Source organism: Sphingobacterium alkalisoli, assembly GCF_005049105.1.
GTDB classification, from domain to species: Bacteria; Bacteroidota; Bacteroidia; order Sphingobacteriales; family Sphingobacteriaceae; genus Sphingobacterium; species Sphingobacterium alkalisoli.
Genome location: NZ_SUKA01000002.1, coordinates 852706 through 876864, shown reverse-complemented (window position 1 = coordinate 876864; position 24159 = coordinate 852706). Strand labels below are relative to the sequence as shown.

The 24159-nt window shown below is 38.9% G+C and carries 28 protein-coding genes; 15 read left to right on the top strand and 13 right to left on the bottom strand.

From position 1 onward, the window contains the following. Positions 1-118: 118 nt before the first annotated feature. The 7 genes from FAZ19_RS09410 to FAZ19_RS24465 all read right to left on the bottom strand — a co-directional run bounded on the left by FAZ19_RS09410 (position 119) and on the right by FAZ19_RS24465 (position 3907). Positions 119-550 carry a nuclear transport factor 2 family protein gene (locus FAZ19_RS09410; RefSeq protein ID WP_136820442.1) on the bottom strand — a complete coding sequence of 144 codons (432 nt, stop codon included), beginning with the start codon at positions 548-550 and terminating at the stop codon, positions 119-121. Between the two features lie 132 nt (positions 551-682). Further along, positions 683-1264, bottom strand: coding sequence for a Crp/Fnr family transcriptional regulator (locus FAZ19_RS09405; protein ID WP_136820441.1), 582 nt, complete (start codon positions 1262-1264; stop codon positions 683-685). A gap of 50 nt (positions 1265-1314) precedes the next feature. Beyond that, positions 1315-1776 carry a nuclear transport factor 2 family protein gene (locus FAZ19_RS09400; protein ID WP_211245468.1) on the bottom strand — a complete coding sequence of 154 codons (462 nt, stop codon included), beginning with the start codon at positions 1774-1776 and terminating at the stop codon, positions 1315-1317. Further along, complete coding sequence (locus tag FAZ19_RS09395; protein ID WP_136820440.1) at positions 1770-2663, bottom strand: MBL fold metallo-hydrolase; 894 nt, start codon at positions 2661-2663, stop codon at positions 1770-1772. The genes FAZ19_RS09400 and FAZ19_RS09395 overlap by 7 nt, the downstream gene beginning before the upstream one ends. 90 nt (positions 2664-2753) lie before the next feature. After that, positions 2754-3335: a Crp/Fnr family transcriptional regulator gene (locus FAZ19_RS09390; RefSeq protein WP_136820439.1), complete on the bottom strand. Its 582-nt coding sequence runs from the start codon at positions 3333-3335 to the stop codon at positions 2754-2756. A gap of 116 nt (positions 3336-3451) precedes the next feature. Beyond that, on the bottom strand, positions 3452-3688 hold the full coding sequence (locus FAZ19_RS09385; protein WP_136820438.1) for a sigma-70 family RNA polymerase sigma factor: 237 nt from the start codon (positions 3686-3688) through the stop codon (positions 3452-3454). 75 nt (positions 3689-3763) lie between these two features. After that, the gene (locus tag FAZ19_RS24465; RefSeq protein WP_136820525.1) at positions 3764-3907 is read right to left on the bottom strand and encodes an RNA polymerase sigma factor; all 144 of its coding nucleotides are present in this window, start codon (positions 3905-3907) and stop codon (positions 3764-3766) included. Positions 3908-4628: 721 nt separating this feature from the next. Here FAZ19_RS24465 and FAZ19_RS09375 point away from each other — a divergent pair. The 5 genes from FAZ19_RS09375 to FAZ19_RS09355 all read left to right on the top strand — a co-directional run bounded on the left by FAZ19_RS09375 (position 4629) and on the right by FAZ19_RS09355 (position 8395). Beyond that, positions 4629-5198, top strand: a complete 570-nt coding sequence (locus FAZ19_RS09375) for a Crp/Fnr family transcriptional regulator (RefSeq protein WP_136820437.1) — start codon at positions 4629-4631, stop codon at positions 5196-5198. 72 nt (positions 5199-5270) lie between these two features. Continuing rightward, positions 5271-5834 (top strand): SRPBCC family protein, encoded by a 564-nt coding sequence (locus FAZ19_RS09370; protein ID WP_229707366.1) that lies wholly within the window; start codon positions 5271-5273, stop codon positions 5832-5834. Positions 5835-6077: 243 nt separating this feature from the next. Beyond that, the gene (locus FAZ19_RS09365; protein ID WP_136820436.1) at positions 6078-6431 is read left to right on the top strand and encodes a nuclear transport factor 2 family protein; all 354 of its coding nucleotides are present in this window, start codon (positions 6078-6080) and stop codon (positions 6429-6431) included. Positions 6432-6527: 96 nt separating this feature from the next. After that, a complete protein-coding gene (locus tag FAZ19_RS09360) occupies positions 6528-7349 on the top strand; it encodes a helix-turn-helix domain-containing protein (RefSeq protein ID WP_136820435.1) in 822 nt (273 codons plus the stop codon). Between the two features lie 89 nt (positions 7350-7438). Continuing rightward, the gene (locus FAZ19_RS09355; protein WP_136820434.1) at positions 7439-8395 is read left to right on the top strand and encodes an NAD-dependent epimerase/dehydratase family protein; all 957 of its coding nucleotides are present in this window, start codon (positions 7439-7441) and stop codon (positions 8393-8395) included. 158 nt (positions 8396-8553) lie between these two features. Here the strand turns inward: FAZ19_RS09355 and FAZ19_RS09350 are convergent, their stop codons facing one another. Both FAZ19_RS09350 and FAZ19_RS09345 read right to left on the bottom strand, forming a co-directional pair. Then, the gene (locus tag FAZ19_RS09350; protein ID WP_136820433.1) at positions 8554-9774 is read right to left on the bottom strand and encodes a TlpA family protein disulfide reductase; all 1221 of its coding nucleotides are present in this window, start codon (positions 9772-9774) and stop codon (positions 8554-8556) included. Between the two features lie 121 nt (positions 9775-9895). Next, on the bottom strand, positions 9896-10720 hold the full coding sequence (locus tag FAZ19_RS09345) for a class I SAM-dependent methyltransferase (protein ID WP_136820432.1): 825 nt from the start codon (positions 10718-10720) through the stop codon (positions 9896-9898). A gap of 539 nt (positions 10721-11259) precedes the next feature. On the opposite strand from FAZ19_RS09345, the gene FAZ19_RS09340 reads away from it, so the two are divergent. Then, a complete protein-coding gene (locus FAZ19_RS09340) occupies positions 11260-11841 on the top strand; it encodes a YdeI/OmpD-associated family protein (RefSeq protein ID WP_136820431.1) in 582 nt (193 codons plus the stop codon). A gap of 166 nt (positions 11842-12007) precedes the next feature. Here the strand turns inward: FAZ19_RS09340 and FAZ19_RS09335 are convergent, their stop codons facing one another. Further along, the gene (locus tag FAZ19_RS09335) at positions 12008-13087 is read right to left on the bottom strand and encodes a PD-(D/E)XK nuclease family transposase (RefSeq protein ID WP_136820430.1); all 1080 of its coding nucleotides are present in this window, start codon (positions 13085-13087) and stop codon (positions 12008-12010) included. 356 nt (positions 13088-13443) lie between these two features. Then, positions 13444-14844 carry an RtcB family protein gene (locus FAZ19_RS09330; protein WP_136820429.1) on the bottom strand — a complete coding sequence of 467 codons (1401 nt, stop codon included), beginning with the start codon at positions 14842-14844 and terminating at the stop codon, positions 13444-13446. Between the two features lie 479 nt (positions 14845-15323). Between FAZ19_RS09330 and FAZ19_RS09325 the strand changes: the two genes are divergently transcribed. From FAZ19_RS09325 to FAZ19_RS09310, 4 genes are all read left to right on the top strand, one after another. Next, a complete protein-coding gene (locus tag FAZ19_RS09325; RefSeq protein ID WP_229707367.1) occupies positions 15324-16322 on the top strand; it encodes an aldo/keto reductase in 999 nt (332 codons plus the stop codon). Between the two features lie 72 nt (positions 16323-16394). After that, positions 16395-17291, top strand: a complete 897-nt coding sequence (locus FAZ19_RS09320; RefSeq protein ID WP_136820427.1) for a helix-turn-helix domain-containing protein — start codon at positions 16395-16397, stop codon at positions 17289-17291. 273 nt (positions 17292-17564) lie between these two features. Then, the gene (locus tag FAZ19_RS09315) at positions 17565-18158 is read left to right on the top strand and encodes a PAS domain-containing protein (RefSeq protein ID WP_136820426.1); all 594 of its coding nucleotides are present in this window, start codon (positions 17565-17567) and stop codon (positions 18156-18158) included. A gap of 168 nt (positions 18159-18326) precedes the next feature. Further along, positions 18327-18701: a nuclear transport factor 2 family protein gene (locus FAZ19_RS09310; RefSeq protein ID WP_136820425.1), complete on the top strand. Its 375-nt coding sequence runs from the start codon at positions 18327-18329 to the stop codon at positions 18699-18701. An 89-nt stretch (positions 18702-18790) separates the two neighbouring features. On the opposite strand, the gene FAZ19_RS09305 is transcribed toward FAZ19_RS09310, so the two are convergent. After that, positions 18791-18976: a hypothetical protein gene (locus FAZ19_RS09305; protein WP_136820424.1), complete on the bottom strand. Its 186-nt coding sequence runs from the start codon at positions 18974-18976 to the stop codon at positions 18791-18793. Between the two features lie 235 nt (positions 18977-19211). Then, positions 19212-19922, bottom strand: a complete 711-nt coding sequence (locus FAZ19_RS09300; protein ID WP_136820423.1) for a type 1 glutamine amidotransferase domain-containing protein — start codon at positions 19920-19922, stop codon at positions 19212-19214. A gap of 278 nt (positions 19923-20200) precedes the next feature. Here FAZ19_RS09300 and FAZ19_RS09295 point away from each other — a divergent pair, with 278 nt between their 5' ends. The 5 genes from FAZ19_RS09295 (at position 20201) to FAZ19_RS09280 (ending at position 24096) form a co-directional block, all read left to right on the top strand. Next, complete coding sequence (locus tag FAZ19_RS09295) at positions 20201-20458, top strand: SemiSWEET transporter (protein ID WP_136820422.1); 258 nt, start codon at positions 20201-20203, stop codon at positions 20456-20458. A gap of 39 nt (positions 20459-20497) precedes the next feature. After that, complete coding sequence (locus FAZ19_RS23855) at positions 20498-20719, top strand: hypothetical protein (protein WP_169305616.1); 222 nt, start codon at positions 20498-20500, stop codon at positions 20717-20719. Positions 20720-20916: 197 nt separating this feature from the next. Continuing rightward, entirely contained in the window at positions 20917-22266 is a 1350-nt protein-coding gene (locus FAZ19_RS09290) for a Gfo/Idh/MocA family protein (RefSeq protein WP_136820421.1), read from the top strand. 10 nt (positions 22267-22276) lie between these two features. Beyond that, the gene (locus tag FAZ19_RS09285; protein WP_169305615.1) at positions 22277-23128 is read left to right on the top strand and encodes a sugar phosphate isomerase/epimerase family protein; all 852 of its coding nucleotides are present in this window, start codon (positions 22277-22279) and stop codon (positions 23126-23128) included. 137 nt (positions 23129-23265) lie between these two features. Continuing rightward, the gene (locus tag FAZ19_RS09280; RefSeq protein WP_211245467.1) at positions 23266-24096 is read left to right on the top strand and encodes a helix-turn-helix domain-containing protein; all 831 of its coding nucleotides are present in this window, start codon (positions 23266-23268) and stop codon (positions 24094-24096) included. Positions 24097-24159 lie beyond the last annotated feature (63 nt).

The following is a 24159-nucleotide window of genomic DNA, read 5'->3' as shown; positions in this document are numbered from 1 at the left end:
TGATATTTATCAATAGCAAGCACTTTCCTTCAAATGAAAAAAAATTATGCAAAAAAAAGCTGCCTCAGTTTTTTGAGACAGCTTTACTATTGGATGCTAGGTTAGCTTTACAGAAATATTACTCAGCTGCAAAACTTCCACCGCTCATTGCTTTTTGAAAGGCTTGTGGATTCCAATATTCACGATAGTTTACAATAAGTCCATCACGGAAGGTAACGAAAGTGGCATAGCTCATTTCATACGGATTACCATTTCCTATTACTACACCTGATGCACTCCATTCTGCGATGGCTACATTTTCGTCATCCGTTCCATATATTTTTAATGTTGGAAGTGATTTTACGTCGATATAACTTGGGTAATCTTTTAGGTAAGCATAAAGTGCTTCGCGACCTTCAAATCGTGCTTGTGAACCTTCCGGTGCAAAAGGGAATTCGGCTACGACATCTTCAGCACAAAGCTCTGACCAGCCTTTCATATCTTTGGCAAGAAAGGTGTCTAAACTCTTACGAAGAAGTTGAGTAGCTGGTGTGTTTTTTGAATTTTCCATTTGAATTAAATTTTAATGTTATTTTTTTAATTGATTTTGATAGGGCAAAGTTGCATCAAAGGGAAGCTTCATAACAATGAGATATGATAAAAAAAACCGTTGATATTTATCAACGGTTTTATAAAATTATATTTATCTGAGGCTTTGTTTTCTAATCCTGCTAAGTGTTTCTTTAGTAATCCCTAGAAAGGAGGCAATGAGGTGTTGCGGAAACCGTTGTATAAATTGAGGATGGTGTTCAGCAAATTCTTCATAACGTTTTTCAGCCGTATTACTGATAGTAGAGTTCAGTCTTCGTTGGTTGGCAATGGCATTTCTTTCATCCATTTGTCTTATCATTTCTACCAAAGCAGGTATTTTCTCCATCAGATCTAACATATCAGCTCTAGTAATAATGAGTAATTCTGTATCTTCCCAAGCATCAATATTATACTTTGAAGGAGTAAGCATAATCATGCTTTCTCTGTCACTTGCCCAGTAGTTTTCTATGTAGAGATGCACAATATGTTCAACTCCTTTATCATCCACACTGTATTGTCTCATAGCACCTTTCACAATAAAACTGGTGTGCTTACATACATCGCCTTCTTGTAAAAAATATTGTTTTTTTCTTAGTTTTTTAGGTTGAAAAGAAGCTGTAATTAAGGCTTCCTCCTCGATAGTTAGTGGTGCTTTACTGTGATTATTGATGTAGGTGATTAATCTTTCGTGCATTTGATTTAGTAATTACTTTAAAAGAATGCAAGATATGAAAAAAACAACTTTTATTTCATAGCATCAATTATCGGCTGGCTATCTACAAACTGTTCAAAACTTATAATTTTACTTTCCTTCAATTTCCAAACGTGGGCAACTCTGGCCGTAAATGATTTTCCAGAGATTTTATATATTCCAGTATAGGTGCCGTAAGCTACCACTTTATCATCACTGGCGACATAATCTTCGGGAGTAAATTTGTACTCAATCCACTCGCTTCCTAATCTGCTGAAAACATTTTTGGTTACGTTTTCTAAACCGATATAAGTTCCTGCGTATGGAAAACCTTTGGCTTCTGTCCAGGAAATATCATCAGCTACATATTTAGCCAAATTTTTACCGTTTTCTTCCGAAGTTTTTCCTTCGTAAGTACTTTTTACAATGTCAAGATCTGTCATTTTTTCTTTATTTAAAGAACAGCTTGACAATACCAAAAGCATTGCCAAGCTGTAGAAGATTGATTTTACCATTTCATTTCGCCGGTGTTTACTTTTGCTCCAATTTGTAATGCTGTTTCAAAGGTTAATGTTGGATATTTTACTTTTAAAGCTTTGATTAAAGCTTCAGAAGTTTTGTTTGTTTTCAAAGCTTCTTCGTAGAATTGAATATAGCTTTTCGTATGATTTACGGCCGTTAAATCAAATGGAGAATTTGAATTTGCGTGAGCCGGAATTACGATTTCAGGATTCAAATCCATGATTTTATCTAAAACACCAATCCAGTTTTTGCGAGCTCCCGGAGTTTGGGCATCTGCCATCCAAAGGTTGAACGTTGTTCCAAAAACATTGATTCCGCCTACAGCAGTTTTTATGGAAGGAATCCACACAAATGTTTTATTTGGAAATTCTTCCAAACCAACGATTTCTAATTGCTTACCTTCCAATTCAATACTGTTTCCTTTTAAAACCTGAGGTAAAATTGCATTTGATGTAATGTTTTTGCCCAATCTTTCACCCCAAACTTCTAATTTCTTTTGAGCCGTAGCCTTGATATGTTCTACTGTTGCAGGAGAAGCATAAGCGGTAACTTCCGGAAAATATCTTTTGAAAACTTCCAGTCCGAAGTAAAAATCAGGATCTCCGTGAGAAACAAAAATAGTAGTTAGTTTTTTGCCATTTGCTTTAATTTCCTGTGCTACTTTTTCGGCATCCGCCAAAGTAAACTGAGCATCTATCAAGACAGCTTCATTTTTTCCAGATATAATTACTGATGCGACACCAAAACTGTTTTCGGATGCGTTGTAAACCTGAAGCTTTAAATTTTTAGTTTCTATGGTTTTGAAACTTTGTGCCTGTGTTTCCATATTGAATAAAATTAAGATGGTTAATACTGCTGTTGAAATAATCTTCGATTTCATTTTTATATTTTTTAAAATTGATATTACAAAGATGCGACCTTCGCCCCTTCAAAAACATTAAACTAGTTTAATAAACCAAACATTGAAAATTTATTTTTTGTAGGCAATTTTCCTTCGAATATTACTCAGAAACACATTAGTAATTCCCAAATAGGCAGCTATTTGAATGTTGGAAAGACGTTGAATTAGTTGCGGATATTTTTCAACAAATTCGATGTAACGAAGTTCTGCTGTTTTACTTAAATTATCAATCATTCTGCGTTGAAGAGCCACATGCGTTTTTTGAGTCATTACCCTGAATAATTTTTCTATTTTAGGTAAATTTTCATAGGCAAACTCCTTGTCTTTTTTAGAAATTAAAAGCACCTCACTATCTTCAAGAGCTTCTATAAAAAGTTGCGATGACCTTTCATTGGTAAAGCTGTCGATGTCGGTTATCCACCAATTTTCTATGGCGAAATAAAGTACTTGTTCGAATCCATTTTGATCAATGTGATACACTCGGAAAAGCCCTTTGACAACAAAACCCTCAAATTTGCAAACTTCGCCTTCTCGTAGCAAAAAACTTTTTTTCTTGATGGTTTTGTATTGAAACAAATTGTAGAATGCTTCTGTTTCAGTGTCTGAAAGGGAAATGTGTGCTGTGATATTCTGTTTAAGAAGTTCGATCATTATTGGATATTTTACAAATGGTTTTATATCAAAGATAAGTAAGCTTTTATTCGAAGTTTATTGCATCCATTATTTAGATTTTTTAAAAAAAAGTAAAAAACTATTTTGAAAAAAATCTAAATAATTTTTAACGCATTGCTCATCTGCTTTTTGACCAGATGTTTAGTGATGTTTAGCTTTTCTGCAATTTCACTGTACGATAATTCATCAATCCTGCTTAGTTCGAACACTTCACGCATTTTTGGAGGAAGCTTGGCCAATCCTTCTTCTATACGCATGGCAAGCTCTTTTTCTTCGATATATAAATCAACGCTGTCTGCTCCATTTTTGGACAATCCACTCAGTGTAGCCAAATACGAATCAACAACCTTATTGTGCCGAAATTGCTTTAGTATTCTTAAACCGTACGCTGGAATACAGAAAAGCTTTCAATGAGTGCTGTAATTCGAGCTCATCTTTTTTTTTCCTATTAACATTTGAAACACATCCTGTAGAACATCTTCAGCTTGATATCTGTCACGCAGCATTTTATAGGCGTGGCGGTACAAAAGTCCAAAATAACGCTCATAGATTTGCGTAAACGCCTCGAAGCGCCCACTTTTTTAAAGTGTAAAAAGTTCCTGATCAGTATATGTTCTGTAATCAACCATTGAATTAATTACTTACAAAAGTATTAATTATCTCAACAAGGGTATAAAGTAATTCGATAATACCTATTAAGGAGCGCAGATGAATATTAGAGCTGCTACCTTTGAGTGGAGACATTTTATTTTTAAATTTGACTATTTGAAACTGACAGTATTTGGTGAGGAGCTTTTTGCTTTCCGATCACCAGTATCTAAGGGAGCTATATTAGCCAAGGAACTTGGTCAAATATCCGTTTATGTAAAACTCACTAGTAGTAACAGAATCGTGTCTTATCGTGTTCAAAAGTCAACTATTAAAAGAATTTGTGTATACTTGAACTACCATGAAACACTTGCGTAATACTGTAACGATAAATTTTAGTTATTATCAGGGTCAAACCAAGATACGGAAGCGCCGAGACCAACGAACTTTAGCTGCATCAAAATCTCTCCGCTACCTTGGTGATACAAACAGCTGACGCTAGATTTTTACCACGTGTGCCGTAAGGAAGACTGACGTGCATAGCTAAACTAAAAATAAATAAGAAAAGCCCCCTATCGCACAGATAAACACGTATATTCGAGCAATCAACAACTAAACAATTACGATAGCGTTAAATGATCACCTGTATAATAGCAATGGCTGCTATTGAGGAAACTTTCGACAATGGAAAATTTGATAAATTATTTACTTCAATTTGGACAACTTAATCAGTACCAAATTGACTTGATAAAAAGCAAGGCGAAATTAATAGAACTAAAAAAAAATGACTATTTTTCAGAGGCAGGAAAAATTGCTCGACAAGTTGCTTTCGTGGACAATGGAATTTTAAGAGTTTGCTACTACAATAATAAGGGTGAAGAAATTACACGGTATTTTATAGACGAAAATAATTTTGCTGTTGACCTCAATAGTTTTACTTACCAAATTCCATCTGCCGAGTATGTGCAGGCAGTTACAGACTGCAAACTTTTAATCTTCTCGGCAGACGAACTAAAAGACTTGTCAACTACAATCATTGCTTGGAATGGCATAATTAACCAAATTACAGCAAAGTCATTGATTGAAAAAGTAAATCGAATCAGTCCAATGCTTGCAGAAGATGCTAAGGCCCGTTACATAAGTTTCCTTGACAAATTTCCGCAGCTTGCCAACAGAATACCGCTTTCATTATTGGCTTCTTACTTAGGAATAACGCAATCGTCGCTAAGCAGAATTAGAAAAAATATCCGCTAGTTCAGTTTTTGCCATTTGGCAAATGTTGTCAAAAGTTAGCTTGCGATATTTGTAGTCTAATTTAAAAATACAATGACAAAAATTTTAATGACAAGCGGATCAACAATCGGCATAGCAGGAATTGCCCTTGCTCAAAACAGCAAAAAGTATCCACAGACAAAAATCGTAATGACAATTAATGCACCCATCGACGCTGCTTTTAACTACATTGTTCCTGTGGACTTATCACACATCTTCAAAAGACACAAAAATCTACCAGCCATCATAAAGACTGATGAAACAGAAAAATGGATAAAAGCGGGTATGACAAGAACTGTTTATTTTGAAGATGGTTCAACATCAAAAGAAAAACTTTTGACAGTTGTTCCTCATACTTCATTTTCATACCAAATTGAAGACTTTACCTCTCAACTTAGGTTTTTAGCAAAAAGAATCGAAGGCGATTGGATATTTACAGACCTTAGCAACGGACAAACCAAAATTGAATGGACTTATAAAATAGTTCCGAAAAACATTTTTGCACGTGGACTTATTAATTTGGTCGTACTCAAAAATATCAAAGGTTTATTGACAAACGCATTGACAACATTAAAAGCAGATTTGGAAGCAACAAACAGAATAAAGGGCAGCAGGTAACAGCGGGCATTGGAACCTAGACGATAGCAATGACATTAAAAATTACCGTGAATAAGAGTTAATCACTTTATATGGAACGCTTACCTAAAAGTAAACGCCTTCTTTATTATTTTTTTCCTAATTTTAACTGGCCCAGAATCACCGAAATAGACAACTAAGCTAAAAGAGAATCAAAAACAAATATTTACAAATGGTTATAAACGGTAAACTTTCGCATAAAACAAAAATTTTAAAATAATATATATGATTGCTCATTTTGAAAATCTCATTAAAAAGGCCTATCCAGCTTTTAATTCAAGAGACATTGACACGGCACTTTCAACATTTCACACAGACATCCAATGGCCAAAAGCCTTTGAAGGTGGTTATGTGAGTGGGCATGAAGAAATAAGAATTTATTGGACAAGACAATGGTCAGAAATTAATCCAACTGTTGAACCAATCAGATTTAATCAAAGACCAAATGGGACATTAGAAGTAACTGTTCACCAAATTGTTAAAGACTTGCAAGGGAATATAATGTTTGACGGTGAAGTAAAACATATCTACACATTGGAAGATAACTTATTACGAAGAATGGATATTGAAACAGAATAGCAGAAATGATACTAATTTAAACTTGGCAAAAGCCCCAGACGGTTAGCGGGCATTATATTGCCGACTGAATAAAAAGGAAACCAATCTACATCTACAATGGAAAACAGCAACCCTGATTATATCAATTATCGAATAGCCATTCCAGAAGGATATGAAGAGGTATTTACTCACTTTTATTTTGCGAAGAATAACACAAGTGAAACAATCACAAAAAAGTTAATCCCATCCTACCAAACCATATTAATCTTCAGTTTTGGAGAAAAACCATATTTTAAATCAAAACAAAATCCGTATTTAGAAGTAGACAAGTACTTGATGCTAGGCCCAATAAAGCATGTAATTGAATACTCTTTGCCCCCCAATGCAGAAATGCTATTAGTTAATTTTAAAGATGATGCTTTTTTTCGTTTTTTCGGAAATGCAACTATTGCCCAGGATTTACCTATCGTGCCCGATGGATTAGCTGACGCAGATTCTTTTATGATTTTGTGGCATGAACTAAATAACATAATCAATGTTCAAGAAAGGGTAACTCAGATTCTAAAGTTTAGTTTACCTTATTTTGAAAGCCAAAGTAAAATTGCCGAACAAATAGTAAACTTTAAAGATAAAACATTAAATCAAATTAAATCCATTGCCAGTCAAAATAATCAAACAGAACGCAACACCCAACTAAATCATCAAAAACACTTTGGGTATTCTGCCAAAGAATATAATCGCTACACAAGATTTATAAAAGCAATAGCATATATAGACCAAATCGCTTACACCAATTCTAAAGTAAATTGGTTTGAAGTCATTGCCGAATGTGGATACTATGACCAGAGTCAACTTATCAATGACTTTAAGCACTTCATCAATCTTAGCCCAACTAAATACCTTAAGTTCCAGATGGACATTTGCAATCCAAAATCCTGATTTCGTTTTCTTACAATTTTAGCTTATAGCGGTAAGCTACATTTGTACTATCAAATCAATAGTTAATAACATTTTAAAAAAATAAAATCATGAAACAAACAATTTTAGGTGCAGGTGGAGCAATTGGTATTGAACTTGCAAAAGCATTATCTGAGTACACAACAGACATAAGGTTAGTGAGCAGAAATCCAAGAAAGGTAAATCAAACAGATACATTGTATCCTGCCGACCTTACCAAAAAAGAAGACGTGTTCAAGGCTGTAGAGGGATCATATATAACTTATGTTGCCATCGGATTCGCCTATAAAACAAGTGCATGGAAAGAAAATTGGATACCATTTATTCAAAACGTAGTTGACGCTTGCATCAAGCATAATTCCAAGCTTGTATTTTTCGACAATGTATATGCCATTGGTGGCAATAACGTGAACCACATTACAGAAAACTCTCCAATAAGCCCAACAAGCAAAAAGGGTGAAATCAGAGCAGAAGTTGATAGAATTATTTTGAAGAATGTAGAGACCAATAATTTGCAGGCTATTATAGCAAGATCACCGGATTTCTTTGGTGGTACCGCAAGGCAGTCTAGTGTTATTATGAATCTTGTTTATGACAATCTCATAAAAGATAAAAAAGCTCAATGGTTTTGTAATGCCAAACTTGTTCACAGTATGGGCTATGTTCCTGAACTTGCCAAAGGGACAGCAATGCTTGGAAATACGCCAGAGGCATACAATCAAATTTGGAACTTACCAACAGATCCTGAGCGAATAACAGGTGAAGAATGGATTAATCTTTTTGCTAAGGAATTAGGTAAAGAAAATAAATTCACAGTTTTGCCTAATTGGATGGTTAAAGGATTAGGGTTAATTGTACCTGTTATGAAAGAATTGGCCGAGATGAATTATCAATACGATAGAGAATATTACTTTGATAGTTCGAAATTTAATGATTACTTCAAATTCACTCCGATAACACATGCCGTTGCTGTAAAACAGGCAGTATTACAAATGAATGACAATAACGAAAAAACAACGACCCGCTAACATATGTTTTGCAAAACGGCAGGTCAAGTGCTTCTAATTTCGCTAAGCGCCAAACCGTTTTATACAATTTGAAGCAGTTTATACCTAAGGAGATACCATGTGAAAGGAACATAACAAAAACTCCGTAAAACGGGAGGCAGCTCGCTGCCTTCCCTATTTTAAGTCCCTCCCATCCCACCCGCTGGATCTGCATGATCCACAATAGAGATGCCCGTGAATTCGCTGATTTTTCGTTTCAAGCTTCCGGCTCCGTAGCCGGTCCAGGTCGCTTTAATCTTGCCGTCGGGTGCAATCAATACATAATGTGGAATCCCGTTGATACCATATTTGGCGTATATACCACGGTTTTCTTTTCCGTCACTGAGATTTAGCCAGGTCATACCGAAAACCTTGGATGCTTCTTCCCACATCTTCCTATTGTCGCTGCTTAGGCTTACTATAGTAAGACTATCACTATACTTCTCGTGCAATTCTTTCATTTCAGGAACGGATGCATGGCAGGGACCACAACCATAGCTCCAAAAATCCAATAGGATATACCGACCTTTAAAATCTGCTAGGTGATAAACACGATCGGTAAGATCGTGGAGAGCTGCATCATATAGCGGGTCTCCTATTTGCGGAGCTTGGGGAGGGTATAATGCCAGCGCTATCTCTTCGCCATAACGGCTTTCCTTCATTTCAGTATTAAGTCGGCCATATAGTTCCTCGACGGCGGGTCTAAATTCTTCGCGTTTATCCCATTTAATGGCCTGTGCAATGCCTTTCAGGACACCTAACCTAACTTCTGTCATCTTGCCTTCTTTTTGCAATAGTGCCAGGTTGGATTTATCTATTTCATAATTATATAAGGAAGCGAGCCTATCGAGGGAATCCATCTGCGTTTTGAGTACTTTACGTTCTTCTTTGCTAACATTGTCGTCATAATATGTATTGATTAGCGTAGACCGTTGCGCGACAAGCTTTTGGTACTCTTCCCATGATTCCTTATTCGCTTTGATAAAATAGGACCACTCAGCTTGCTGAGGTATCGAACTTTCCACATCCCAAGAGTAGATTAATTTATCTTTACCTTCTATGGTAATGTGATTTCCGGCCTTGCTCCAAAGCCTCAGACTCATGGAGGGAAAACCTTCTCCCGTTCCCATCAAAGAGTACTCTCCCAGATCTTGGGTATCGGGCGAGTAACTGATACTAAAACGACCATTGACAATACTGTCCTTGGCGACGGAAATGCCAACATTCCCTTCCGTCTTCATGAGTGTTATCATTGTGCCCTCTTCTACGCCCTTTAGCCTTCCTTCAATAATAATTGGGCTCTGTGCGAATAAACTATCGAGCAGGAAAAAGGCACAGATAAAAGCGAAATAATATTTCATAACTGATTGTATTTTAGATTTAAAAGATCCTCAACGAGGATCGATAGGTAAATATAATAGTTTTTGAGAGAAATCGAGGTAAAGTAAAATGCGTTGTAATATTTTTCTTTATTTTCCATAATTATATTTTTTTAACAGCTATCATCATATGTGGACTAAACGATAGAAGATAAGGGTCATTTTCAGTAACTTGAATAAGTTCTATCAATGTCTCTCGCCTTTTGCAAATCTGCATATTGGCAAAAAAATCTTTATCCAACCATGCCATACCTTCAACTGCATACGTGTTTAGATAGGCTAATTCTTGATTTATAAATTCATCCCTTAACTGTTCGGGTTTGTGATAAAATGCTTCCGCTAAAAGCCAAGGGAAATCATCAGGTGGGTTGTGCATCCCGGTTGCCAATTCTGTTTTGCACATTTCAAAAAATGACGGTTTGTGAATTAATCCACTTAGAAGACCGACCAGAGTTGATGCGGTATAATTAATAGCAAAACCCAGTATAATTCCACCATTCTTCAAAACCCGTTTAGCTTCACAAATGGTTGACTCTCTATCTTCTTTGCGCTGAAGATGATAAAGAGGGCCATGCAGTATTATCAGGTCTGCATAATTATTTGCAAACTCCAGTTTCCGAGACTCTCCTATATGCACAGAGAATTTATTCTTTAGTTTTTTTGATCGGCTTTGGGCTATTTTTATATGTTTTAAAACGGGCTCAACCAAATGAACCGTATGCCCTTTTTTAGCAAGCCATTCCGAATACTTACCCGTACCACCACCAATATCTATTATTTTTGAAGGCGACGAGAAAATGTATTTTTCTATGAGGGATTTAATTCTTTCGAATTCAAATATGCCCATTCCTTTGTCAAGTCGGGTTTCTTCGGATGCTTTATTATAAAATATCTCAATATCTCTACTAATTAGCTGTCTATTACTCATTACGGTCTTTGTGTAGCCATCATCACTTCGAAATACGCAGAACATTACAAAATGTTAGGGCAATCGATTAGATATGCAATTCTTTGTTTAAAATTTAATAAAATAAGTGGATACGGTTATCTGTGCATTAAAAACCAAAAGATTCCCATGCATTAAATACTCTTTCGAGTTCGTCTTTTAAGCAAGACGCAGATAATATGTTAGATATAGTAGAACAGACTACAAAAATAGAAATTTTGGTTTAATTTTTTAAAACTTATCACTTTTAATTGTATACATTCTCTTAACCTTGACGAGTGACATCCTATGAACGATGGCAAAATAACCCAAAAGTACGTTGACCTATTAACGGAAAATATCAAGGATACGGATGGCTATGTTTTGCAAAATAAACTAACCCGATTTTGCCCCCCTGACATAGGGCTGTCATACGGCCATTATACATTTGCAATGTCAACAATGACAAATAGTTTAAAAATAAATAAAATGCAAAAGACACCATTCGACCCTTTGGCGTCGGGGAAAAACACAAATTCGGTATGGAGAAAAAAGAAATAGAAATATTTTATCCAAAAAGCCTCACCGCTTGGAGAAAATGGTTAGAAAAAAATCATGTTTCAAAACAGGCTGTGTGGCTTGTTTTTTATAATAAGAAATCAGCGTTAAAATCAATCACTTGGAGTGAAGCTGTAAATATTGCTTTGTGCTTCGGTTGGATAGACAGTAAGAAAGTAAAAATAGACGAAGAAAAGGCACATCAGTTTTTCAGCAAACGAAAACCGATAAGCACTTGGTCGAAAATCAATAAAGAAAAAGTAAGAAAACTGATAGAACAAGGCTTGATGACTGAAGCAGGATTAAGAAGCATTGAAACTGCAAAACAAAATGGCTCTTGGACAATCCTGGATGAAGTTGAAGAGTTAATTATTCCAACAGACTTGGATGTAGCATTTGCTGACAAACCTAATGCAAAAGACTTCTTTTTGAGTTTAAGCAAGTCGGTAAGAAAGATAATTTTGACCTGGCTTGTGTTTGCCAAAACAACAGCAACAAGACAAAAACGTATTACTGAAATAATAGAGAGTGCTGAACAAAATCTTAGACCGAAACATTTGCGATAGAAAAATAGAAAAGGCACATACTTATCGATACAATGCAAATTATACTCTCGTCGTAGACTCAGGCTACGATAATTGGGTACAAAAAAAGCGTCCTGATTCAGAACGCTTATATAATTTTAAAGGACATAGCTAGCTCAGCAGCGGATTTCCCCGAGACACTTAAAAACTATTTTAAGTTCCCGACCTCCTCGATAGTAAGGCCCAGAAGATCACAAATTTCCTGTCTGTCATAGCCTTTGCTTAACATTATTCGTGCCGATTCAATAGCCTTTTTTCGCTCGCCTTCAGAAAGTGCTTCCCTGTGAGCTTGGGCTAAATTATATGCATGCGCCTCCTCTAATGCCTGCTGCTTTTGCTGTAATGCTTGCTTACTCTGCTCTAAGACTTGCTTATTCTGCTCTAGGACTTGCTTACTCTCCTCTAGAACTTGCTTACTCTGCTCTAATGCCTGTCGTTCCGCCTCTAAAGCTTGCCTTTGCGCCTCCAGTGCCTGCTGCTTCGCCAATAACTCCTGCCTGTCTTCCTCTTGTGCCTGTCGGACGGCTTCCGCGTCCCATTTGCGCTTTAAACTGATATCATACATATATCGTTCCTCCTTTGTCAATTTTGCGTAGCTCGCCAGCTGGAAAAACCGCTGGAAAACGCCCGAATTCAGTATCCTGGGCAGTTTCTTTAACCTGGACATATTCTTGAGCATAAAGAATACCTTGTCCAGCTCGCTCTCCAACTCTGCTTCGCCTTTTACAAAGTTAATGAGTTCCATGTAAATAAACCCTAATCCTTCGTAAAAAACTTTACCCGAGTCTCTATCGCACAGGCAGATATCATGTAAATGTCCCCTACTGCTGCTATCGGGCATATGGAAGCCATCCATCAGTACAATGGTGTACACTTCGGGAAGGGAGTATGCCCAGCCTCTACGGTCACCATGGGGCGCTTTGTCCGAAATAACTTTGCTCGCATAGTATAGCATCCGCTTCTTGAGATTCGAATGCCGGCTGGTCTGCATTTCGATAATGATCTCCTGCCCCGTACTGGTCTCGACCATCAGATCGAAGATAACCGTACCGATATCCTCTGCTGCCCCGACCCGCTCGGTATCACGGTAGGTAAGGTCGACAATGACCTTGCGGCCCCGGAAGATGATGTTGAGAAAATTGATAAGATTAATCTTATCGCCAAATAACCGTTTGAACCCCTCATCAGTAGTAGGATCAATGAATACGGGATTTTCTAATTCTTTCATAATTAAATAGTGTTTACGTTAACATAAATAAATTGATTAAGCAAACATCTAAAAAACTAAAAATATTAGCCGTACTATAAACGCTTATAGTCGTTTATAAGCGTTTGAAAACGGCTATAACATCTGCGGATTTAAAGCGTGTAATGCTAAGTATAAGTTAAGATCAGCGTGCAATACCCTGTTTACCGCGTAAGTCTACCTAACCAAAAGCTGTCGAACTTATCTACAACGATTGGTAACAGAAAGCCCATATCGTAGAGCTTGCTTCATCATCAGCTCCTGTACACAGGTAAGGGTCCGGCAGAATACTGCCGAGCCCTTACCTGATGCGATTTGTATCGTTATTTTCTTCATCACTAGTCCTTATTCATTCTAACAATACGTGGATAAAATTTACCATGGATGTCGATCAACTCATGTTGTGCGGTGATAACTTGTTCAATATCTTTATACGCTAATGGGTTCTCTTCGACCGACCCGCCGATTAAGGTCACACCTGCATTGACAAGCAGCTTCTTCATTGCTGATGAGGTCATGCTTTCCTTAGCTTTTTGTCTGCTCATAGCCCGCCCTGCACCATGCGACGCCGAATATAATGCTTGGTCGCTTCCTTTGCCCGAAACCAAATAGGCTGGCGCTGTCATACTGCCCGGTATGATGCCGAGCTCTCCGCTATGCGCGGGGGTAGCACCTTTCCGATGTATGATCACCTCTTGGCCATCGGCCAACTTGTCTTTCCAAGCATAATTATGATGGTTTTCTACGACGCAGATGGCTTTTAGGCCCAGCGCATTTAACAGGTTGGAATGGATACGATCGTGGCAAGCTTTGGCATAGTCACCCGCCAACGTCATAGCGAGCCAATACTCCTGCCCGGCTTCGGTATTCATATCTAACCAAGCCAGTTGCTGTGCTTGCCGTGGTAACTTGCAACTGTCTGTTGCAAGCTTGGTATAGTGCTGCGCAATAGCAGAGCCAAGGCCTCGACTTCCGGAATGTGCCAGCAACGCGGTATACTTTTTGGCGGGTAACCCTAACGCATTTCCTGCCAACAATTCTAGTTCGCCAAACTCGACAAAGTGATTGCCCTTGCCTGATGTGCCCAATTGCCGCACGGCTTTACCTCTTAACGGTTTTAAAAAGGGGATCTCATTGAATACGGCACTGTCTAACACTTCATGTTCCTGCCTGATATCCAAACCGCCTTCCATGCCGAAGTGCGTATAGTTTTTCAACGCCTGTTTAATCTGATAGGCAAAGCGTTGGATGTAACTATCACTTTCATCAATAATGGAAAGCGACATCCGACATCCGATATCCATCCCTACTGCATAGGGGATCACGGCATTATCCGTGGCCAGCACCCCGCCGATGGGTAAACCAAAGCCCATGTGTGCATCTGCCATGAGCGCACCTTGTACGCTGATCGGCAAGAGAGTGGCAAGTTCCATCTGCTTTTTTGCAGAGTGTTCAATCCACTTACCACCGTAGGTTTTACAGAAGACCGGCTCGTCGCGCAGTGCATGTGTTTGAAACAATGGATTTCCCGATTTGCCTATGATTTTTTCAGCAATTTTACCCGTGACCTCGTCTGCTAAAAATGACGCCGGATCGGCCATGATTTGGTGCAACATTTCAAATAGTTGTTGCTTACTATGGTGTTTGAAATGTTTGGAAATTATGTTAATGACCAAACTACGTAATTGATCATTTTGATAGCCGATTTTACTTAAATCTTTTGTTCTTAAATTGCCCATATGGGTTCTTATTTATCTAAACTCGGGAAAGCGTTAAAGCTGTCGCCGAGTATGTTATTAAAATTTGTTGAATTTGTTGTCTGATGCGATCACCCTTGTGGAAGGATATACCCTTTTATAGGTGCTCAGAAAATACCAAGAATTTGAAGGCAGCAAAAAACGACCAGCATAATTATGTATGCAACTGCTTAATCAATAAAAAAACAGGTGTTTGACTGCCTTGTTAGGCAATGAGCGAAAGGGGCGATATGTAAATTTGCGCTGTCATGATTCTTTGATGCTTAAAAGATTAATAAATCAAGAATTGAGGCAAAGTTAACCAATAGGCTGATTTTTTCAAAAAAAAGATTGAACTGAAGAGAGTTAGATTTAATATATATTTAGCTATCCTTGATTTGCATACATCTTTCAGGGCTTTGCATACACCTATGAAAATGTTCTTAGCGAACTTTGACCTATCAAAATTTAATAGTATGGTAATGAAGAAAATAAATTTAGGAAGCGAGGGTTTTGCTGTACCTAGTATAGGATTGGGCTGCATGGGTATGACAGGTTTTGAGGGAGGAAACATGTATGGCGAGGCTGATGAGAAAGAAGCTATTGCCACGATTCAACGGTCGCTCGAATTAGGCGGCAATTTTTTAGATACTGCGGATTTATACGGCCCTTTCAAAAATGAGCAGTTGATTGCTAAAGCAATAGATGGTAATAGGAATAAATATATTATCGCGACAAAATTTGGCTGGGAGATAGATGACAGCGACAAAGTGACCTGGGCCATAAATGGTAAAAAAGAATATGTTAAAAAAGCGGTGGAGCGTTCGCTAAAAAACCTCAACACTGACTATATCGATCTGTACTACATGCACCGACTTGATAAAAACACCCCCATCGAAGAAACCATCGAGGCGATGAGTGAGCTGGTAAAGGAAGGAAAGGTGGGTTATCTCGGACTATCAGAAGTATCTTCAGAAACTATAAAAAGAGCGCACGCGGTTCACCCGATTACGGCGGTACAAAGTGAATATTCATTATTTGAGCGTACAGTAGAGGAACGTGGCATATTGAATACCTTACATGAACTTGGGATAGGGTTTGTGGCTTATTCCCCGTTAGGTCGCGGCTTTCTATCCGGCCAGATCCGAACCATAGATGACTTGCCGGAAAATGATTTTCGCCGCGCAATTCCACGTTTTCAGGAGCCTCATTTTTACAAGAATATTGAGCTGGTTAAAGCAATTGAGGCCATGGCCGAAGAGAAAGACATAACCACAACACAGTTGGCACTGGCTTGGATCATAAACAAAGGTATCTTACCCATACCTGGTACGAAACGAAGAAAATATCTAGAGCAAAACATAGCAGCCACCGAAATCGAATTAAACGAAGCTGATGTATCAAAACTCGAAAACATTGTACCATTGGGTACCGACACCGGCAACCCATACGATGATTTTAGTATGGGGCTCATCGATTAGCGTATTTTATGTAGCGTTGCATTTTAAAGATGCAACTGCTACTATGTACATTAAAATGTCTAAATTAGTACTATGAATGCTATCAGGTCAATATCAGAATTTCACCAATTACTCTCTCTGCCCGAGCCACGCCATCCATTGGTAAGCGTGATTAACCTCGCCGAAAGTATTTTCATGGAAGATGATGTATGGAAAGGCTTTGTAAATAGATTTTATTGTGTTGCCCTTAAAAGGGATGCAAAAGGTAAAATACGATATGGTCAGCAACATTATGATTATGATAAGGGGGTACTGAGCTTTACTGCACCTAACCAGGTGCAATACCTGGATCTGAACACTGTAGAATGCGGATCGGGCTATCTGCTAATTTTCCATCCCGACTTTTTGCTATCCCATCCGCTAGCACGCAATATCAGCGATTACAACTTCTTCTCTTACGCCGTAAATGAGGCGCTGCATCTTTCTGCTGACGAAGAGGATGATTTGATTACCATATTGAACAAGATCGATAAGGAATGCCTGCATATTGATAAATATACGCAGGAAATCATCTTATCGCAAATCGAGTTGTTGCTCAATTATTCGAATCGATTTTACGAGCGGCAGTTTATTACCCGGAAAAACCACAATAATCAACTGCTTGCCAAATTTGAACTTCTTATTGAGAAATATTTTGACGGCAGTACGACAACGCAACCCGAACTGTTAACGGTACAACGCATGGCCGAACTCATGAACCTGTCTCCTAACTATCTCAGCGATCTACTGCGCATGCATACCGGACAAAATACACAGCAGCATATACACCAGCGTGTGATTGAAAAGGCGAAGGAAAAACTGTCGACGACAAATTTATCTGTAAGCGAAATTGCTTATACATTTGGCTTTGAGCATGCGCAATCGTTTAGTACGCTATTTAAGAAGAAAACCAGTTTGTCACCTCTTGAATTCCGACAGGCATTTAATTGATAATGAAGAGACTACTTCCGCACTCACAGCCGAATCATAATTTAAATATCATAGCGACATGCTCCACATGATCCGTCGAGAATTCTGAAACAATGACGTCCGCTTACATTCAGTATTGGCTGTTTCATAATCTACTCGAGAAATATACATTGTTAACCCCATAAAATACGGTAGGACTTAAGATAAATACGGAATCTATAAAACAAAATACGTCAAATTCCGTTATATAGTATATTAGCATATTGTGCCATATTGAAATTCTTTATCAGGCCTATGAAAAGTAAGATTGAACGAATGCATACGCTAATTGACATTAATGAAGAGCTGGAAAATTATTTCAGCAATACTATTATTCCACAACTTTACGTGGATGCAAATCTGGTACTCCGGAAGTTTACAACGCCGGCTATGAAACATTTTTCGCTTAAACAGAATTTCGCCGGGCTTCCCCTAAAAAATATTGCAAATCATTTCAAATATCCCCCCATCATCAGTAATATCAAAGCAGTGATCGAAAGGGGTAAGATATTTGAAAAAGAAATTCAAACTACTGACAAACGTTGGTATCAGCTCAATATCCTACCTTACTTTTTAAGGAAAGAAAATAGAACGGATGGCGCTATTATTACGTTCGTTGATATCAGCAATATTAAGGCGCAGGAAGAACTGATCGCAGTGCATAAACTCTCACTGGATACCATTGCCCACGACCTGAAAAATCCCATTTTGGGAATAAGTCTATCGCTCCAGCTGTTGAAACAGCAGGCGGATAAAAATGATAAAAAGTATTCCGAAAATCTCAATAATGTTGAGAAGGGTCTGATACAACTTAAAACCGTTATTAACGAATTGACAAAGTCCCGTTAAGGCAACGATGTAAAATCTGTGTTTCAAATCATTTCTTTTATTACTGCAACTAACTCCGTACCACAACCATGTATAACCATTTATTCGTTACATCGGAATTGCATAAGAAGTCGTCGTAAAAATAAATGCACTATCTTTGACTTAATCGGAACAGCAAGCAGATAAATTATGGAAACACTTATCACCAAAAATGAAATTATAGAACAGGAAAATAGACTGTACGAAGCAATCACCGAAAGTAATATCAACACGCTTGAAGAATTGCTACACGATGACTTGCTGTTCGTCATTCCAAGCGGCGATGTAATAACCAAAGAAATTGATTTGAGAACATATCGAGATGGGACATTAAAGATTAACACAATTACCCCCCAAATTGAAGCGCTCAATATCATCGAAGATATGGCCGTCATCATAGTATCAATGAAGATAATGGGTAGCTACAATGCTGAACCTTTTGAAGCCCAATACCGCTATATCCGTTTCTGGAAAAAATTTAAAGAGGGTATAAAAGTAGTCGGCGGAAGCGGAATTGCAATTTGATAAATTGGATGATCTGTATGCTTCATGGTTGCATTCGGCAGCGCGAAACTCCTGGATCGCAATAATCTTTACTAGTTCTGCTCTACAAATTACGCTTCATCTTTTGTGTTTTTCACTAAACCAATTCCTGAGAAAAAAAAGATCAGCGCGATTACGCCTACAACAGCAAGGGACGTATAAGCGGTACTTTTATTGATCAATTCATATCCTGCGTAAATCAAACCAATAGTACCTAAAATAGTGAGAACAGTTCCAAAAGTACGTTTTACATTCATGATTCTAGTTTTATAATTAAGATATAACAATATCTATGCCTTAAACCAAACTATCTTATAAGATTCAGGTACAATCGCATTTATATTTTTTTTTTACCAGAAAGGCTAAAGCAAACCAAATATCTGGATGCGTGGAATAGGTCTAGATCTTACGGCGGGTGTAGGCGCAATTATTTTACCAAGTAAAATGGGACCGGATGATCAGCCGATAAGGTGTATATATTAAATTATTAAATTAAAAACCTAAACTAGCTTCCTTTTCTGCGATACGTTCCAAGAGCGACGTAGCCGTTTGCCTGGCGGATAATGGATTCTGTCCTGTGATCAGATCCCCATCTATTTCGACATGAGCCGTAAAAGGTAGCGTCGCCGATGTAAATTCAGCACCTCTAGCCTTTAGCACAGTCTCCAATTCGTAAGGGATATTATTTTTTCGCGCCACCAATGCTTCCTCGGTATTGGTGAAGGAAGTTACTTTCTTTCCCAATAAAAAGCTTGGATCAAGCTTAGCTGCCATTAAGAACGCGGCTGGGCCATGACACAGAGCCGCGATCGGTTTCCTCTGCTTATAAAACTCCAGGATAAGACGACCGGATTCCAAACTTCTTGCCAGATCCCATAAAGGGCCATGACCTCCGGGAATGAACAGACCGTCAAAAGGATCGGGAATTACATTTTGTAAGGCCAGTGTATTTTGAAGATGGAACTGTGCTTCCTTATCGGCTAAGAACCTCCTATTGGAAGCGGTAATATGTTCCGTTAATTTGCTCATCGGGTCAATAGGAGGCTCTCCTCCCTGTATAGTAACAAGTGTAACCTTGCACCCCGCGTCAAGGAAAATATAATATGGATCGGTAAATTCGCCTAACCACACACCCGTTTCGCTCTGGGTATCTTCCATATACCGGTGCGCTGTGAGTAACATCAAAATATTTTTCGTTTCCATCGTTCTAATGATATAGTGATTATATTGAACTTGAACAATCTATGGAAACAAAAGTTTACTTACGAATAATTAAGGTAGTAATAGTCAAGTTAACAACATAACTACTTACCTAATCGATATTTATACCCTATTTCAATCCCCGATATTCCAATTCGAAACAAGATTGGTACTCGACGTGTTTGTATAGCACAGTTAAATGCTACGTACATTCTCACAGCGTTTTTCAAGGGGAGAGTATATCAATTTATCTTAATAAAACACAAAATAAATCTAGTCGCATGGAAATCGTAATTGGAATCATAGCCGGAATATTGACCTCCATTTCGATGGTTCCTCAGTTAATTAAAGTGATAAAGGAAAAAGATGTAGCAAACCTCTCTCCGATTATGATTACTATTTTGTTAGGAGGTGTATCGATGTGGGTGGTTTACGGCGTGTTGCTGAAAGAATGGCCCATTATTCTATCCAATGCTTTTTCTGTTCTCGTCAATGCCACATTATTGACCTATTATTTTTTCTATAGAGAGCGTACATAGGCTCCTACAAGGTATCAATGAATATATGCGTATTTCTTTATGAAAAAGAGTGAAGCATTTCCGGACTATGTCAGAAACCAATTTCTATCACTAACTAAATTCGATAATGGACGGTCGGAAAAATACAGTAAAATCCGGACACGATATCATACAGAGCAAATGAAGAAATCCAAAAACAATGGTCTCAATGGGAATAAAGCAGACGAAACATTACGTAATTATAAGCCTATATACTTTCCATATAAATCTTTGCTTAGATAAATATATATATTCCTTTTCAATAGTAATTTATCAATGCGCCTATGATCCGCTACAGAAACACAATTCAAACCAATGTAAATCAATGCTTTTGTTACGCAGAGAGCATCACTGTTTGCAAAAAAAAGAATAGCTTTACGATTGCTAATTGTAAACGCTATTAAACTTAAATTAAAAAAATAGCACAAATATATCTTATTATGGAAAGCAGAAGAGACTTCATTAAGAAGAGCACCCTTTCCGCTATTGGATTAACCATCGGCGGACTTGGAATGAGTGCAAAGAGCTACAGCAAGATCCTCGGCGCAAACGACCGGGTGCGCGTGGGTATTGTCGGGTTTTCGAACCGATTCAAGCATTCGTTGCTTCCTGCATTTAATAGCCACGCCAAGGCGCTCGATTTTGAATTTGTCGCCTTGTCGGATATATGGGACAGGCGGCGCAAAGAAGGAGCTGCCTATATCCGCGAAAAGACAGGAGGCGATGTCGCGCTATGCCGCAATAACGACGAGCTGTATGACCGTGCGGACATCGATGCAGTGATCATCAGCACAGCAGATTTCCAACACGCCTTCCACCTGACTGAGGCGGCGAAAGCCGGCAAGGATGCCTATTGCGAGAAACCTTTCGCCGAAACAATGGACGACGCAAATAGGGCACTCGATGCAGTCAAGGCTAGCGATATCATCGTGCAGATCGGCTCACAACGTCGAAGCGGGGGAAACTACCATGCGGCCAATGACTATATTCGCTCCGGACGGTTCGGCGATATTGTGATGGTCGAGATGTGCTGGAACGTAAACCAGCCGGGCAGATGGCGCCTCCCTGCACTTACGTCTTCCATCCGTGAATCCGATACGGACTGGAAGCGCTTTTTAATAAACCGGCCCTTCGAGGCCTGGGATCCCCGAAAATACTTGGAATACCGCCTTTTTTGGCCTTATTCATCCGGCATCCCTGGTCAATGGATGTCCCACCAGATTGACACCGTGCATTGGTTCTCGGGCCTCGCCTACCCTCGCGGCGTGACGGCCAATGGTGGGATATACCTATGGAAGGACGGACGCACCAACGCCGACACGTTGACCGCCGTATTTGATTACGGACCACTGGATCGTAAAGAGGATGGTTTCCAGGTCGTTTATTCCTCGCGCTTCAGCAACTCGGCCGGAGATACCAAGGAACTGTACTACTCCAACGGGGGCATGCTTGATTTGGACAAGAACAGGGTCACACCGACTGGTGGGCTTCAAAATGATGCAGCGAAGGCGATGGGACTTAAAGCCAATCTATTGGAGGAATATAAGCTTCCCGACGTGCAGGCCGCTTCGGGTGCAAATACCGGAGGGGATTTCCTGACGGATGCGCATATGCGTAACTGGATGGATTGCGTCCGGTCGCGCCAAACCCCTAATGCGCCGGTGGAGGCCGGTTACAACCACGCGGTAGCCTGCATAATGGCCAATGCAGCATACCGGACAGGAACACGGGCTACATTCGACCCCAAGGCAAGGCAGGTCATGGCAGGACAGAACGTATTCAAATATTAACGCAATATCCATGGAAATGAAATTAATTTTAAAGGGAATGGTTACGCTAGCCGCTGTTTTTTTTACATCGGCCAGTAGCATAGCGCAACAGCTCTTCAGGCCGGAGCTGGGTGTCTGCGCATCGATGAAAGATACCGACCTTGTAGCACGTCATGGTTTTTTGTTTATCCAACCCACCGTGTCGGAGTATTTGAAACCGAATGATCCGGTTGACTCCCTCAAGCTAACCGAAAGTCTTCCCGTCTATGCCTGCAATGTTTTCCTGCCCGGATCGCTCAAGGCCGTCGGGCCTGAGGCAGATCATAATGGTATCCTTTCCCATTCCGCAAATGTGTTTGCCCATGCCCAGAAAACTGGAGTCGGGATTGTCGTCTTCGGTAGCGGTGGATCCCGTCGGGTACCCGAAGGTTACGACCGGCAAGAGGCGATCGAACAGTTTACTAGTCTTGCAGGTAAGCTGGCCAAGCTCGCAGCATCTTACGGTGTAGTGATATGCCTGGAAAACCTCAACAGCGGAGAGACCAACCTGTTCAATACAGTCGAGGAAGCCTACGGCATCGCAAAACGGGTGAACCACCCAAACTTCAAACTATTGGTAGATATTTATCATATGCTCAAGGAGAATGAATCCCCAGAAAGGATCATTGAGGCGGGCAGGGAATTCGTCTACCATGTGGATATTGCCGAAAAGGAAAACAGGACCGCGCCCGGTGTCGCTGGCGACGATTTCCGACCGTACCTTCGGGCGCTGCGCAAGATTGGCTACGCCGGAAAAATTGCCCTAGAATGTCGGTTTGACGACATGGCTATTGAATTGCCTGTTGCTATGAAGGAGCTGACATTGCAGCTGGAAACATTGTAAATATAAGAAATCACGCTTCATAAAAGGTGTTGCGATTGAGAGATAGGGATTAAAAATAGACATTATATGTATTAAGCCAGATAGAAACAATCTTCAAAACGAACGAATTTATAAAATAACAATCTTATATCTGCCTTTTGGATTCATTTATCAAAATATCGGTTTGTAATACTGGCGAGTCCCTTCCAAAGTTCAATGAACCTTATTATTTCGTTGTCATGGTGGACGGAAATGCTTCTTTTTCAATAGATTTTAATCCGCATGATACCTATGGAAAGCATATACTTTTTTTATCACCTTATCAGTTATTAAATTGGAATTTTGGAGATTCAAAAAACATTCGCATCCTCCAATTCCATGGTGACTTTTATTGCATCGAATACCATAAAGTGGAAGTTGCCTGCAATGGCATCCTTTTCAATAATATTTATGAGAAGCCTTTCATTTCAGTTGAAGATGATTTTTTTGATGAAATTACGATGCTTTTTGATAAAATAGCAAAGTTTGGAAATGTTATACTGAATTATGATTTGGCGATTGTAAGGACATACCTTCAGCTTATACTTGCCTTATGCAGTAAAGAAAAGCAATCTACACAAAAATCCATTGAAAAATCTTTAAAAAAGCCGGACATCTTTAACTTCCGAACGATGCTTGACACTCATTTTGCTTCGTCAAAATCAGTTGTTTTCTACGCAAATCTTCATGGTCTATCCGTAAATGCCTTTAGCAAGAAAGTAAAGAAAAACTATGGAAAGGCGCCTTCAAAGCTTATTCAGGAACGCTTAATACTCGAAGCAAAAAGGCTACTCCATCTTACCAATAAAAATATTAAAGAGATCTCCGCAGAGCTGGGATTTGAGGATGAATTTTATTTCAGCAGATATTTCAAAAAAGAGGTTGGTGTCTCCCCGAAGACCTTTCGCCAAGAAGTTGGTATATCCATTGTAGCCGAAAAGTCTATGTAATATCCACATTTATCCATTTTTAGACAAGCGTATCTATTGTATTTTTGATTACATTAAATGTAT

What these genes read in the sequence shown, in the direction of transcription:
- FAZ19_RS09335 (WP_136820430.1), bottom strand. Translation starts at nt 13,087, where the DNA reads ATGAAAGAATTAGAAAATCCCGTATTCATTGATCCTACTACTGATGAG.
- FAZ19_RS09295 (WP_136820422.1), top strand. Translation starts at nt 20,201, where the DNA reads ATGGAAATCGTAATTGGAATCATAGCCGGAATATTGACCTCCATTTCG.
- FAZ19_RS09300 (WP_136820423.1), bottom strand. Translation starts at nt 19,922, where the DNA reads ATGGAAACGAAAAATATTTTGATGTTACTCACAGCGCACCGGTATATG.
- FAZ19_RS09390 (WP_136820439.1), bottom strand. Translation starts at nt 3,335, where the DNA reads ATGATCGAACTTCTTAAACAGAATATCACAGCACACATTTCCCTTTCA.
- FAZ19_RS09310 (WP_136820425.1), top strand. Translation starts at nt 18,327, where the DNA reads ATGGAAACACTTATCACCAAAAATGAAATTATAGAACAGGAAAATAGA.
- FAZ19_RS09330 (WP_136820429.1), bottom strand. Translation starts at nt 14,844, where the DNA reads ATGGGCAATTTAAGAACAAAAGATTTAAGTAAAATCGGCTATCAAAAT.
- FAZ19_RS09290 (WP_136820421.1), top strand. Translation starts at nt 20,917, where the DNA reads ATGGAAAGCAGAAGAGACTTCATTAAGAAGAGCACCCTTTCCGCTATT.
- FAZ19_RS09325 (WP_229707367.1), top strand. Translation starts at nt 15,324, where the DNA reads ATGAAGAAAATAAATTTAGGAAGCGAGGGTTTTGCTGTACCTAGTATA.
- FAZ19_RS23855 (WP_169305616.1), top strand. Translation starts at nt 20,498, where the DNA reads ATGAAAAAGAGTGAAGCATTTCCGGACTATGTCAGAAACCAATTTCTA.
- FAZ19_RS09340 (WP_136820431.1), top strand. Translation starts at nt 11,260, where the DNA reads ATGGAGAAAAAAGAAATAGAAATATTTTATCCAAAAAGCCTCACCGCT.
- FAZ19_RS09400 (WP_211245468.1), bottom strand. Translation starts at nt 1,776, where the DNA reads ATGGTAAAATCAATCTTCTACAGCTTGGCAATGCTTTTGGTATTGTCA.
- FAZ19_RS09305 (WP_136820424.1), bottom strand. Translation starts at nt 18,976, where the DNA reads ATGAATGTAAAACGTACTTTTGGAACTGTTCTCACTATTTTAGGTACT.
- FAZ19_RS09375 (WP_136820437.1), top strand. Translation starts at nt 4,629, where the DNA reads ATGGAAAATTTGATAAATTATTTACTTCAATTTGGACAACTTAATCAG.
- FAZ19_RS09410 (WP_136820442.1), bottom strand. Translation starts at nt 550, where the DNA reads ATGGAAAATTCAAAAAACACACCAGCTACTCAACTTCTTCGTAAGAGT.
- FAZ19_RS09315 (WP_136820426.1), top strand. Translation starts at nt 17,565, where the DNA reads ATGAAAAGTAAGATTGAACGAATGCATACGCTAATTGACATTAATGAA.
- FAZ19_RS09365 (WP_136820436.1), top strand. Translation starts at nt 6,078, where the DNA reads ATGATTGCTCATTTTGAAAATCTCATTAAAAAGGCCTATCCAGCTTTT.
- FAZ19_RS09285 (WP_169305615.1), top strand. Translation starts at nt 22,277, where the DNA reads ATGGAAATGAAATTAATTTTAAAGGGAATGGTTACGCTAGCCGCTGTT.
- FAZ19_RS09320 (WP_136820427.1), top strand. Translation starts at nt 16,395, where the DNA reads ATGAATGCTATCAGGTCAATATCAGAATTTCACCAATTACTCTCTCTG.
- FAZ19_RS09355 (WP_136820434.1), top strand. Translation starts at nt 7,439, where the DNA reads ATGAAACAAACAATTTTAGGTGCAGGTGGAGCAATTGGTATTGAACTT.
- FAZ19_RS09405 (WP_136820441.1), bottom strand. Translation starts at nt 1,264, where the DNA reads ATGCACGAAAGATTAATCACCTACATCAATAATCACAGTAAAGCACCA.
- FAZ19_RS09370 (WP_229707366.1), top strand. Translation starts at nt 5,271, where the DNA reads ATGACAAAAATTTTAATGACAAGCGGATCAACAATCGGCATAGCAGGA.
- FAZ19_RS09350 (WP_136820433.1), bottom strand. Translation starts at nt 9,774, where the DNA reads ATGAAATATTATTTCGCTTTTATCTGTGCCTTTTTCCTGCTCGATAGT.
- FAZ19_RS09395 (WP_136820440.1), bottom strand. Translation starts at nt 2,663, where the DNA reads ATGAAATCGAAGATTATTTCAACAGCAGTATTAACCATCTTAATTTTA.
- FAZ19_RS09360 (WP_136820435.1), top strand. Translation starts at nt 6,528, where the DNA reads ATGGAAAACAGCAACCCTGATTATATCAATTATCGAATAGCCATTCCA.
- FAZ19_RS09345 (WP_136820432.1), bottom strand. Translation starts at nt 10,720, where the DNA reads ATGAGTAATAGACAGCTAATTAGTAGAGATATTGAGATATTTTATAAT.